Annotated in this window: 9 protein-coding genes; 3 read left to right on the top strand and 6 right to left on the bottom strand. The window is 72.8% G+C overall.

The window, feature by feature from the left end:
* Positions 1–175 precede the first annotated feature (175 nt).
* From ABT034_RS26500 to ABT034_RS26475, 6 genes are all read right to left on the bottom strand, one after another.
* The gene (locus ABT034_RS26500; RefSeq protein WP_502973059.1) at positions 176–2,380 is read right to left on the bottom strand and encodes an ATP-binding protein; all 2,205 of its coding nucleotides are present in this window, start codon (positions 2,378–2,380) and stop codon (positions 176–178) included.
* A gap of 33 nt (positions 2,381–2,413) precedes the next feature.
* Positions 2,414–4,003: a molybdopterin-dependent oxidoreductase gene (locus ABT034_RS26495; RefSeq protein ID WP_351219396.1), complete on the bottom strand. Its 1,590-nt coding sequence runs from the start codon at positions 4,001–4,003 to the stop codon at positions 2,414–2,416.
* 60 nt (positions 4,004–4,063) lie between these two features.
* Entirely contained in the window at positions 4,064–4,987 is a 924-nt protein-coding gene (locus ABT034_RS26490) for an amino acid ABC transporter permease (protein WP_351219394.1), read from the bottom strand.
* Positions 4,984–5,649, bottom strand: coding sequence for an amino acid ABC transporter permease (locus ABT034_RS26485; RefSeq protein ID WP_351219392.1), 666 nt, complete (start codon positions 5,647–5,649; stop codon positions 4,984–4,986). Before ABT034_RS26485 ends, ABT034_RS26490 begins: the two co-directional genes overlap by 4 nt.
* 10 nt (positions 5,650–5,659) lie before the next feature.
* On the bottom strand, positions 5,660–6,508 hold the full coding sequence (locus ABT034_RS26480) for a glutamate ABC transporter substrate-binding protein (protein ID WP_351219390.1): 849 nt from the start codon (positions 6,506–6,508) through the stop codon (positions 5,660–5,662).
* Between the two features lie 64 nt (positions 6,509–6,572).
* Entirely contained in the window at positions 6,573–7,343 is a 771-nt protein-coding gene (locus ABT034_RS26475; RefSeq protein ID WP_351219388.1) for an amino acid ABC transporter ATP-binding protein, read from the bottom strand.
* A gap of 187 nt (positions 7,344–7,530) precedes the next feature.
* Between ABT034_RS26475 and ABT034_RS26470 the strand changes: the two genes are divergently transcribed.
* The 3 genes from ABT034_RS26470 to ABT034_RS26460 all read left to right on the top strand — a co-directional run bounded on the left by ABT034_RS26470 (position 7,531) and on the right by ABT034_RS26460 (position 12,101).
* A complete protein-coding gene (locus ABT034_RS26470; RefSeq protein WP_351219386.1) occupies positions 7,531–7,989 on the top strand; it encodes a Crp/Fnr family transcriptional regulator in 459 nt (152 codons plus the stop codon).
* 159 nt (positions 7,990–8,148) lie between these two features.
* Complete coding sequence (locus ABT034_RS26465; RefSeq protein ID WP_351219384.1) at positions 8,149–9,609, top strand: carboxyl transferase domain-containing protein; 1,461 nt, start codon at positions 8,149–8,151, stop codon at positions 9,607–9,609.
* A 323-nt stretch (positions 9,610–9,932) separates the two neighbouring features.
* A complete protein-coding gene (locus ABT034_RS26460; RefSeq protein WP_351219382.1) occupies positions 9,933–12,101 on the top strand; it encodes a family 20 glycosylhydrolase in 2,169 nt (722 codons plus the stop codon).
* The last annotated feature ends 26 nt before the right edge of the window (positions 12,102–12,127 follow it).

Raw genomic sequence — 12,127 nt, 5'->3', positions numbered from 1 at the left:
GTCGGCGGCGGAGGCTCGGCGGTGAGCGGTGCGGCGCACCGCGGGGCGCCGGGTCCGCGCCGTCAGGGCTACGGGGTCGACTCTACGCACCAGGGCGGCGCGCCGTCGCCCTGGCCTGTACGTCTCTGGCCTGCTGGTCCCGAGGGCGGGGTGCGGTGGTCGCCCCCACGGCCCCTCACGGCTTCCGCGGGCCGCGCAGTGCCCGGTCGAGGCCGTCCTGGGGTGGGCCGGTGAGGGCGCGTACGAAGATCTCCTCGTACGCCGGGTCACCGATCGTCGCGCGGACCGTGTCCGTGTACTTCTCCCGCAGCGCCCGCAGGCCCGGCAGTCCGCGCCGGGGCTGGCCGGTGGAGCGCCAGTAGGCCTCCCCGGTACCGGAGACGTCGGCGGCGCGCTCGCCGTCGCCGGCCGCCGCGAGGGCGGTGGCGAGGACGTCGAGGCCGAGGGCCACGCCGAGGCTCGCCCCGAGCCGGCGGGTGCCTTCGAGCATCTCGCGTGCGTGTCCCGCCGCGGTGGCCGGGTCGCCCTCCAGGAGGCCGGTGAGGGCGAGCTGGTACTCCAGGGCGGTCCTGGTCCAGTGCTCGTCGAGTTCCTCGCACAGGGCGCGCAGGGCGAGCGCCCGCTCCCGGGCCTCCGCGAGCCGGCCGAGGCCGGTGAGGGCGAAGACCCGCACGAGGTGGCAGCGGAGCCGGGCGGCGGAGTCGGCGGGGCCGCCCCGGACGGCGTCGAGGACATGGCCCACGACGACGTACGCGGCCATCGGCCGGCCGGTGGTCAGGGCGAGGAGCCCGGCGAGGGCGGCGGCGTCGAGGGTCAGGTCGCCGGGCCGGTGCGGGCCGCCACTCCCTGGTCGGTGCGGGTCGCCGCTACCCGGTCGGTCGCCGGACCGCGCCGGGCCGCCGCTCCCCGGCCGGTCGCCCGTCCCGTCTCCCGTCGCCTCGGCGCGCTCCGCGGGCTGCGTGCCCTCCGTGTGCTCCGCGTACCGGGCCTCCCGGGCGCAGCGCTCGCTGATCTCCTGGGCGGCGCCCGACTCGCCCTGGAGGATCAGGGTGACGCCGAGCGCCCACAGGGCGCGGGCCCGGACGCGGCCGCGGGCGTCGCTGAGCAGGAGGGCCTGTTCGAGGCCGTCGCGGGCTTCGCGCAGGCGGCCGCGGCAGGACCAGGCGAAGGCGACGGAGCCGACGAGGTCGAGGGCGGCGGCGGGGTCGGTGCGCAGCAGCCGGTCGAGGGCGGTGCGCAGGTCGGTGTGGTGCGCGTCCACGGTCCGGTACCAGCGCGGCTGGCCGGCGCCGTGCCACGCGCTCTCCGCCCGGCGCGCCAGGCCCCGGAAGTGGGCGGCGTGCCGGTCGGCGACCGCCCCTGTCTCCCCGGTCCGTTCGAGCCAGGTCGCCCCGTACGCGCGGAGGGTGTCGAGCATCCGGTGCCTCCCGCCGGCGTCCTCGGGGCGGACCACGGAGGCGCGGACGAGCCCGGCGAGGGCGTCCGGCAGGTTCGCCCGGTCCAGCGGGCCGCCGACGCACACGGCGGTCGCCGACGCGAGGTCGAAGGGGCCCCGGAAGACGGAGAGACGCGCCCAGAGGAGGCGTTCGAGCGGCGTACTCAGCTCGTGGCTCCAGCCGATGGCGGCGCGCAGGGTCTGGTGGCGGCTCGGCCACACCCGCTCGGGGTGGACGAGCAGGTCGAAGCGGGCCTCGGGCGGGGCGTCGAGGCGGGTGCCGAGCTGGTCCCGTACCGCTTCGGCGCCCTGGAGGCGGATCTGCGCCGCGGCCAGTTCGAGTGCGAGCGGGATGCCTTCGAGGCGTACGCAGATCTCGCCGGCGGGACCGGCGGCGGGGAACTCCTCGCCCGCCGCCCGCCGGAGCAGGTCCAGGGCGTCCCGTCCGGTGGGGGGCAGCGGGTCGAGGTCGACGACCCGCTCTCCTTCGACGCCGAGGGGGACGCGGCTCGTGGCGAGGACGGTGAGTCCGGGGGCGGCGGCGAGGAGTTCGGTGACGAGCCGGGCGCAGGGTGCGGCCAGGTGCTCGCAGGAGTCGAGGACGAGCAGCAGGCGGTCGTCGGCGAGGCGGCGGCAGAGGCCGGTGGTCGCCATGCCCGGGGTGTGGTCGGACAGGTCGACGGAGTCGGCGACGAGGGCGACGAGGAGCCGGTCGCCGTCGAGCGGGGTGAGGTCGGTCCACCAGGCCCCGTCGGGGTAGTGGCCGGCGGCGCGGTGCGCGGCGCGCAGCGCGAGCCGGGTCTTCCCGACTCCCCCGACGCCGGTCACGGTGACGAGGCGGTGCTCCGCCAACGCGGCGGAGATCCGCTCCAGTTCCGTGCGGCGTCCCACGAAACCGGTGTTCTCGTCCGGCAGATGTCCACGCACGGCAGCAGTCTCCCTCATGCGGGCCGTGAACGGGCCTCCAGGACGGCTTCGTTACGCACCTTCGACCGTCACGACCACGGAGTGCCAGCCCTGCGCCCCATCGGGCATCGTGGGGGTGCGCCGTTCCGGCTGGGTGGTGCCGGTGCCGTCGGTGGCGCGGACGGTGAGGGTGTGCCGGCCGGGGGTCGCCGTCCAGGGGTACGTCCACTGGCGCCAGGTGTCGCGGCTGTCCTCGGCGGCGAGGCGGGCGTCCTGCCAGGGGCCTTCGTCGACGCGTACCTCGACGCGCCGGATGCCCCGGTGCTGGGCCCAGGCGACGCCGGCGACCATGACGGTGCCGGCGGCGGGGCGGCCGAAGGAGCGGGGGGTGTCGATGCGGGCCTGGGTCTTCACGGGGGCCTGGGCGGCCCAGCCGCGCGGGACCCAGTAGGCGTCGTAGGCGTCGAAGGTGGTGAGTTCGATGGACTCGATCCACTTGCAGGCGGAGACGTAGCCGTAGAGGCCGGGGACGATCATGCGGACGGGGAAGCCGTGGGTGAACGGCAGGGGTTCGCCGTTCATGCCGAAGGCGAGGAGGGCGTCGCGGCCGTCCATGATCTCCTCGACGGGGGTGCCGATGGTCATGCCGTCGACGGAGCGGGCGACGAGCTGGTCGGCGGGCCCGCCCTCGGAGGGCGGGCGGACGCCGGCCTCGCGGAGCAGTTCGGCGAGGGGGACGCCGAGCCAGCGGGCGTTGCCGACGTAGGGGCCGCCGACCTCGTTGGAGACGCAGGCGAGGGTGATGTCCCGCTCCACGGTCCTGCGGGCCATGAGCTCCCGCAGGGTGAGGGTGAGTTCCCGGCGTACGCCGCTGCCGTGGAGGCGCAGCCGCCAGCGGCCGGCGTCGACCTTGGGGACGACGAGCGCGGTGTCGACGCGGTAGAAGTCGCGGTTGGGGGTGACGAAGGGGCTGATGCCGGGGACGTCGAGCTGCGCTCCGGCGGGGACGGGCGGGGCCGGGGACGCGGGACGGGGCAGTCGTACGGCCGCGCGGGAGGCGGCGGCGTTCTCCTCGGCGGGTGAGCCGGCCGCCCTTCCGAGGGCGGCGGCGCCGGTCGCGGCGAGTCCGGTGGAGGCGGCGACGATCAGGAAGCTCCGCCGACCGGGCCGGGCGGTGCCGGCCCTCGGAGCGCGGAGGAGGCCGGTGAGGACGTACAGCAGGGCCGCGCCGGCGGCGGCGCCGACGAGGGAGGGCACGGCGTCCAGGGCGGAGTCGGAGTCGGGGCGGGTGACGGCGGCGAGGGCCCCGAGGAGGCCGAAGGCGGCGACCGCGAGGGCGCCGAGCAGCCGGTGGCGGAGTGCGAGCAGCCCGATGCCGAGGGCGATGAGTGCCAGGAGGGCCAGGATGCCGAGCTGGAGGATGACCTTGTCGCTCTCGCCGAAGGTGCGGATCGCCCAGTCCTTGACGACCGCCGGGGTCCGGTCGACGACGGCGTCTCCGATGGCGAGGACGGGCCCTGCCTCGGGTCGTACCCGGGAGGCGACGAGGTCCGCGACGGCGAGCGAGACGTACGCGGCGACGAGACCGCCGAGCGCGGCGAGGAGACGGTCGGTACGGGTGGGCTCGCGGACGTCGTCCGGCGCGGGCTCGGTGGGGTTCATGGTGGGTACTTCGGCACGCACCGCCGTCCGGATGGGTCGCTTCACCCGGGCGGCGCATCCTCAGCGGGTGTCGGGCGGCTTGCCGGGGGTGTCCAGGTGTTCGCCGGGGGTGGCGAGTTCCTCGACGGCCCCGGCTCCGACGACGGCGCCGGTGGACTTCTTGCCGCGCCGCAGTCGTCCTTCGAGCCAGGAGGCGAAGGTGGTGAGGGCGAAGTTGAGGACGACGAAGAGGACGGCGACGACGGTGAAGCAGGCGATCGTGTTGGCGCCGTAGTTGGCGCTGAGCGGGCGCACGGAGGCGAGGAGTTCGGAGAAGCCGAGCATCGCGCCGCCGAGCGCGGTGTCCTTGACGATGACGACGAGCTGGCTGACGAGCGCGGGCAGCATGGCGGTGACGGACTGCGGGAGGAGCACGTACGTCATGGTCTGGCCCTTGCGCATGCCGATGGCCTTCGCCGCGTCGGTCTGGCCGGCGGGGAGGGCGAGGATGCCGGCGCGGACGACCTCGGCGAGGACGGAGGCGTTGTAGAGGACGAGACCGGTGACGACGGCGTACAGCGGGCGGGTGCCCGGGCTGATGTCGGTGAACTCGGAGTAGGCCGCGTTGGCGAACAGCATGAGGATCAGGACGGGGATGGCCCGGAAGAACTCGACGACGGTGCCCGCGCCGCCCCGTACGGCACGATGGTCGGAGAGGCGCGAGATGCCGAGGAGCGCGCCCAGGGGCAGGGCGATGACCATGGCGAGCGCGGCGGCGATCACGGTGTTCTTGAGCGCGGGCAGGACGTACGTCTCCCATACCCGAGCGTCCGTGAAGAAGGGGGCCCACTTGTCCCATTCGAGCTGGTTCTTGTCGGCGAGGCTCGCCATGACCCACCACACGACGGCGGCGAGGGCGGCGAGGAACAGGAGGGTCCAGAGGAGGTTGCGCCGCCGGGCGCGCGGGCCCGGGACGTCGTAGAGGACGGTGGGTCTGGTCTTCACCGTTTCACCGCCACCTTCTTGGCGACCCAGCCGAGGAAGAGTCCGGTGGGCAGGGTGAGGCAGATGAAGCCGACGGCGAAGATCGCGGAGATCAGGATGAGCTGGGCCTCGTTCTCGATCATCTCGCGCATCAGCAGGGCGGCTTCGGCGACGCCGATGGCGGCGGCCACGGTGGTGTTCTTGGTGAGGGCGATGAGGACGTTGGCCAGCGGGCCGACGACGGAGCGGAAGGCCTGCGGGAGCACGATGATGCGAAGGACCTGGGGGAAGCTGAGCCCGATGGCGCGGGCGGCCTCGACCTGTCCGAGGGGGACGGTGTTGATGCCGGAGCGGACCGCCTCGCAGACGAAGGCGCTGGTGTAGGCGATGAAGCCGAGGACGGCGAGGCGGAAGTTGATGGTGGTGAAGCGGTCGGCGCCCAGGCTGACGCCGAGGGTCTGGAAGAGGCCGAGGGAGGTGAAGACGATGATGACGGTGAGGGGGATGTTGCGGACGATGTTGACGTACACGGTGCCGAAGCCCCGCATGAGGGGGACGGGGCTGACGCGCATGGCGGCAAGCAGCGTCCCCCAGACCAGGGAGCCGATCGCGGAGTAGACGGTGAGCTGCACCGTCACCCAGAAGGCTCCGAGCAGGTCGTACCCCTGGAGGAAGTCGAACACGGCGGCCCACTCACTTCACGACGACGCCGATCTTCGGAGCGGGCTCGTTCTGGTACTTGGCGGGGCCGAAGTTCTTCTTCACCGCCGCGTCCCAGGAGCCGTCGGCGACCATCTTCTCCAGGGCCGTGTTGATCTTGCCCTTGAGGTCGCTGCCCTTCTGGACGCCGATGCCGTAGTTCTCGTTGCTCATCTTGAAGCCGCCGAGCTTGAACTTGTCCTTGAACTGGCTCTGCGAGGCGTATCCGGCGAGGATCGAGTCGTCGGTGGTGACGGCGTCGATGACGCCGTTCTCGAGTCCGGTCAGGCACTCGGAGTAGCCGCCGTACTCCTGGAGCTGGGCGTCGGGGGCGATCTTGTCCTTCACGTTCTGCGCGGACGTCGAGCCGGTGACCGAGCAGAGCTTCTTGTTGTTGAGGTCGGACGGCTGCTTGATCGAGTCGTCGTCGGCGCGGATCAGGACGTCCTGGTGGGCGAGGAGGTAGGGGCCGGCGAAGTCGACCTTCTCGGCCCGCTCGTCGTTGATCGAGTACGAGGCCGCGATGAAGTCCACGTCGCCGCGCTGGAGCAGCGTCTCCCGGTCGGCGCTCTTGGCCTCCTTCCACACGATGTCGGCCGGGTCGTGGCCGAGTTGCTTGGCGACGTACGTGGCCACGTCGACGTCGAAGCCGGTGTAGGTGCCGTCGGGGGTCTTCAGGCCGACGCCGGGCTGGTCGAACTTGATGCCCACGGTGATCTTTTCACCGCCGTGGTCGCGTGGCGCGGCGCCGGCGGCTCCGCTCGCGAGTCCTGCGGTGGTGACGGAGAGGACGACGGCCGCGGCGACGGCCACGGCGGCCCTGCCGGTCCTGATCGGGTTCATGAGGATCACCCCTGGGGGCTGCTGGTCGGGCGACGGCCGCGGCTCGGTGACGGCCGTGGCGTGGCTAGTGGTGGAGGATCTTGGACAGGAAGTCCCGGGCGCGGTCGCTGCGCGGGTTGCCGAAGAACTCGTCCGGGGTCGTCTCCTCGACGATCCGGCCGTCGGCCATGAAGACGACCCGGTTGGCGGCGGAGCGGGCGAAGCCCATCTCGTGGGTGACGACCACCATCGTCATCCCGTCCCGGGCCAGCTGCTGCATGACCTCCAGGACCTCGTTGATCATCTCGGGGTCGAGGGCCGAGGTCGGCTCGTCGAAGAGCATGACCTTCGGATCCATGGCGAGCGCGCGGGCGATCGCCACCCGCTGCTGCTGACCGCCGGAGAGCTGCGCCGGATACTTATCGGCCTGTGAGGCGACGCCGACCCGGTCGAGGAGGGCGCGGGCGCGCTGCTCGGCCTCCTTCCGGTCCTTCTTGCGGACCTTGATCCGACCCAGGGTGACGTTGTCGAGCACCGTCTTGTGCGCGAAGAGGTTGAAGGACTGGAAGACCATGCCGACGTCGGCGCGCAGGGCCGCCAGCTCACGGCCCTCGGCGGGCAGGGGGCGGCCGTCGACGACGATCTCGCCGCTGTCGATGGTCTCCAGGCGGTTGATCGCACGGCACAGCGTCGACTTCCCCGAGCCCGACGGACCGATCACGACGACGACCTCGCCGCGGTGGATCGTCAGGTCGATGGACTGGAGGACGTGCAGGGTGCCGAAGTGCTTGTCGACGGCGCGCAGCACGACGAGCGCGTCGCCGCCTTCCGGGACGGGTTCTTCCGGGACGGGCATCGCACCCTCCTGGCTCACGCCCCCCGCTGGCCGCTCCCTCCTCACGTTCATGCTCCGCCCTCCTCCCGTGCCCCGCACGCCGGAGCCGGGGTGCGGGGCGGAGGGGGGGCGGTGCTGCGGGGCGGGCGCCCCGGCGCGGCGTGGCGGACACTGGGGAGAGGAGCCGAGTGCGCGAGGAGGGTCCGCCATGAGCAGAGCCGCACCCAAGGTCAGCACGTTGCCTCCGGAGCACCGGGAGCGTCTGATGGCCTTCGCCGAGGACGTGTACTTCGACTCCGGTCACCGGCTGTTCGAGGAGCAGCAGAGCGCCGACCGGTTCTGGATCGTGAAGACGGGCGCGGTGACGCTCGACGCGAAGGTGCCGGGCCGGGGGTCACCCGCGATCGAGACCTTGCGCCACGGTGAGTTGGTCGGTGTCTCGTGGCTGTTCCCGCCGTATCTGTGCCAGTCCGGGGCCGAGGCGATGACGCCGGTACGGGCGTACGAGTTCAACGCCCCGGCCGTCCGTTCGATGTGCCGCTCGGACACGGAGTTCGGTGCCTCGGTCATGTTCTGGGTGGGCTCGATCCTGGCCCACCGTCTCCAGGTGACCCGGGTCCGACTCCTGGACCTGTACGCCCCGCACGGCAGCGGCATCCTGGCCTGAGCGGCGGATTGTGTGTGTGGGGGGTGCCTGGTGGAGGTGAGGGGGAACGCGGGGTAGTCGCGGGACAACAGGGCGGTACGGTGAAGGGGCCCCGAACCGGGCGTGCCCGCCCGCCGACCGCCCCCTCCCCCACTCCGGTTACGAGCTGCGAGGCCAGCCATGAGCGAACCGACGACGGCACGCGAGGCGATCGCCCTCGTCACCGGCGGCGACTTCACCGAACTCGAGTTCACCGAAGGGCCTTTGACGGCCGACGGGCCGATCGGCTGGCCCGGCTATTCGGCGGCCCACGCGCGCGCTTCCGCCCGCACCGGCGAGACCGAATCGGTGATCTGCGGTACGGGTGTGGTCGGCGGGGTGCGGGCGGTGCTGATCTCGTTCGAGTTCGGCTTCCTCGGCGGTTCCCTCGGGGAGCGGACGGGGGCGCGCGTCGCCGCGGCCCACGCGCTGGCCCGCTCCCGGCGGTTGCCCGTGGTCGTCCTGCCGGCCACCGGCGGCAGCCGGATGCACGAGGGCATGCGCGCCCTGCTCCAACTCCAGTTCCTGGCGGGCGAGTCGGCCCTCACCCGAGCCGCGGGGCTGCCGCAGCTCGCCGTCCTGCGGGATCCGACGACCGGAGGCGGATGGGCCACACTGGGCGCCGGATCGGACGTCGTGCTGGCCCTGCCGGGCGCGCAGGTCGCCTTCGCCGGTTCCCGCGTCCGCCCGCCGGACGCGGACCCCGCCGCGTACACCGCCGAGGCGCAGCTCACCCACGGCCACATCGACGCGATCGTGTCACCCACCGCCCTGCGCGACACCCTCGCCCGCTGGCTCTCCCTACTCACCCACCCTGCCGACGGCCCGATCCCGCCGCCGCGCGCGCTCGGTAACCCGGGGACGCTCGGCGGCGGCCCGGGCGCGCTCAGCGAGCCGGGCGGGCTCGGGGACCCTGGCGCACTCAGCGACCCGAGCGTCCTCGGCGCCCTCGCCGACCCCGCCCTGCCCGGCAACCCCGGCGAGCCGCCCGCCGCGAGTGGCCGGGACGCCGTGGCGCGGGCCCGGCACCCCCGGCGGCCGCGGGCCGGTGCGTACCTCGACGCGCGGTTCACCCTGCGTGAGGAGATCTCCGGCGACCGCTGCGGGGGCGTCGACCCGGGTATGCGGTGCGGGTTCGGGCGGCTTCCCGACGGCCGGACCGTCGCCTATGCCGCGCAGTGCGGTACGGCGACCCGTCCGGCCGGCTTCCGGACGGCGGCCCGGCTGATCCGGCTCGCGGACCGTCTCGGCATCCCGGTCCTCACGCTGATCGACACCCCGGGGGCGGCCAACGAGCCGGCGGCGGAGCGCGCGGGTGCGGGCCCCGCGATCGCCGACCTGTTCGCCGCCGTCGCCTCCGCTCGGGTCCCGCTGACCTCCCTCCTCATCGGCGAGGGCGGCTCGGGAGGCGCGCTCGCCCTGGCCGCCCCCGGCAATCTCTGGGCCACACCCGACAGTTACTTCTCGGTGATCGCCCCGGAGGCGGCCGCGTCCATCCTGAAGCGCGCACCGGAGGACTCCGCCACGACCGCCGACGACCTGCGCCTCCGCCCGCAGGACCTCGTCGACCTCGGCGTCGTCCGAGGCATCGTGTCGACCTAGGTGCGTGAAGTTGATCGCAATCTTTCATGGTTGCGTGAACATCCGCATCTACGACAGAGCTAATGTCGAGAATTTCCCAACTGTCCATCGAACGTCACCCGCACGATGCGCGCAACGAAGCTACGTCCGGGTAGGACTTGACGCTCTCGCCCCCGCGCTGCCACGGTTCGTTCGAAAGTGATCAGCAGCACCCCCCACTCCGCAGAATCACGCACGGCCAGTGTTCTCGGCTGCACTCCTCATGTCGTCACCGCACCCCTGACGAGATGCTGCGTGCCCAGCCGCGCCCGTAGCCGTGCGTCCCCTCCTCGAAGGAGTCATCCATGCGCTCAACGCGCCGGCGGGGCAGAGATCTCGCCACTCTCGCCGCTCTCACCCTCTCCCTCACTCTCGCCCTGCCCCAGCCGTCGGCCGGGGCGGCGACCGTCGCCAAGAGCTCGGGCGGCGTGTCCGTCGCCTCCGCCTCCGCCGCGGCCGTCGTACCCCAGCCCGTGTCCCAGACGGACCTCACCGGCAGCGGCTTCACCCTCACCGCGCAGACGCCGGTGAACGTCGTCCCGTCCGGCGACCCCGACGCGGCGGGCGTGGGCACGTACCTCGCCGCGCTGCTCGCCCCGGCCACCGGCTACACGCTGCCGGTGACCTCGGCCTCCCCGCCCGCGGCCCAGTCCATCGTGCTCGACCCGAACGGCCCGTCCAGCCTCGGCGCCGAGGGCTACACGCTGTCGTCGACCGGCACCGGCGTGACGGTGACCGCACACGGGGCGCAGGGCCTGTTCCGCGGGGTGCAGACCCTGCGGCAGCTCCTTCCGGCCGCGATCGAGTCCACCACGGTCAAGCCTGGCCCCTGGACCGTCGCCCCCGTGCAGATCTCGGACACCCCCCGGTACGCCTACCGCGGCGTCATGGTGGACGTCGCCCGGCGCTACTTCCCGATGTCCCAGCTCAAGCGGTACATCGACCAGGCCGCGGCCTACAAGATCAACACCCTGCATCTGCACCTGACGGACGACCAGGGCTGGCGCATCGCGATCGGGGCCATACCGAGCCTCACCACGATCGGCGCGAGCACGCAGAGCGGCTTCACCGGCGGCACCAACTGGTACTACACCGCGGCGGAGTACCAGGAGATCGTGGCCTACGCCAAGTCCCGCTTCATGACCGTCGTCCCCGAGATCGACGGGCCCGGCCACACCAGCGCCGCCCTCGCGTCCGTCGCGAACCTCAACTGCGACAACAAGGCGATCAAGCCGTACTCGGGCTTCGACGTGGGCATCAGCCTCTACTGCCTGAGCGACGCCCAGCACGTCTCCAACGTCAGCGGCTTCCTCACCACCGTGATCGACACCGTGGCGGCGATGACGCCCGGACCGTACGTCCACCTCGGCGGCGACGAGACCCCGGCGGCCACCCCCTCCCAGTACGCCTCCTACGTCTCCGCAGCCACCTCCGCCGCGACCGCGCGGGGCAAGACCGTGATGGGCTGGCACCAGCTCGGACAGTCGACGATCCCCGCCAACAGCATCATGCAGTGGTGGGGCGACTCCGACGACCGGGCCACCATCGGCACCTCCAACGAGACCGAGGACGTCCAGTTCGTCCGCAACGCCGTCCAGCAGAACGCCAAGTTCGTCATGTCCCCCTCGGACCACGCGTACCTGGACATGAAGTACGACTCCTCGACCCCGTACGGCCTCTCCTGGCAGGGCTACGTCCCGCTGAGCAAGGCCTACGACTGGGACCCCACCACCTCGACGGCCAAGCTCAACGGCACCGGCTCCCTCGTTCCGGCCGACAGGATCGCCGGCGTCGAGGCCGCCCTGTGGGCCGACCGCGCCTACTCGGGCAGCAACGAACTGCCCAAGTCCACCAGCCAGTTCCCCGAGCCGTACGTGTACGCCGAGCACATGACCTTCCCGCGCCTGCCCGCCGTCGCCGAGATCGGCTGGTCGCCGCAGTCCACCCACAACTACACCGACTTCAGCCGCCGTCTGGGCACCCACGGTGCGCGCTGGACCGCGGCGGGAATCAACTACTACGCCGCCCCTGACGTCCCCTGGACCAGCGGTGGCGGCTCCGGCGGCGCCTTCAACGGCGTCCACACCCTCGCCACCGGCGGCCAGGCCCTGGAGGTCCCCGCCGGCGCGACCAACGGCACCCAGCTGCGCACCTCGGCGCTGCTCGGCGGCAACAGCCAGAAGTGGACCTTCACCGAGCAGTCGGACGGCTCCTACACCGTGGCCAACGTCGCCTCCGGCCTCTGCGTCGACGTCAACGCCGGCTCCGTGTCCGCCGGCGCCTCCATCATCCAGTGGACCTGCACCGGGAACACCAACCAGCGGTGGAAGGTCGCGGCGGCCTCCGGCGGCGGTCACACCCTGACCTCGGTCAAGAGCAACCTGGTGATCACCACCGCGTCGACGGCCAACGGCGCCGCCGTCACCCAGCAGCCCGCCAGTGGCTCGGCGTTGCAGCGCTGGACCATCGGCTGACCCACCCGGCCTGAGGGCCCGGCGGG

Origin of the sequence: Streptomyces sp. NPDC002773, from assembly GCF_040295605.1 — a bacterium.
Lineage (GTDB): Bacteria > Actinomycetota > Actinomycetes > Streptomycetales > Streptomycetaceae > Streptomyces.
The sequence above is the reverse complement of the archived record's forward strand: the minus strand, read 5'-3'. Positions and strand labels throughout refer to the sequence as shown.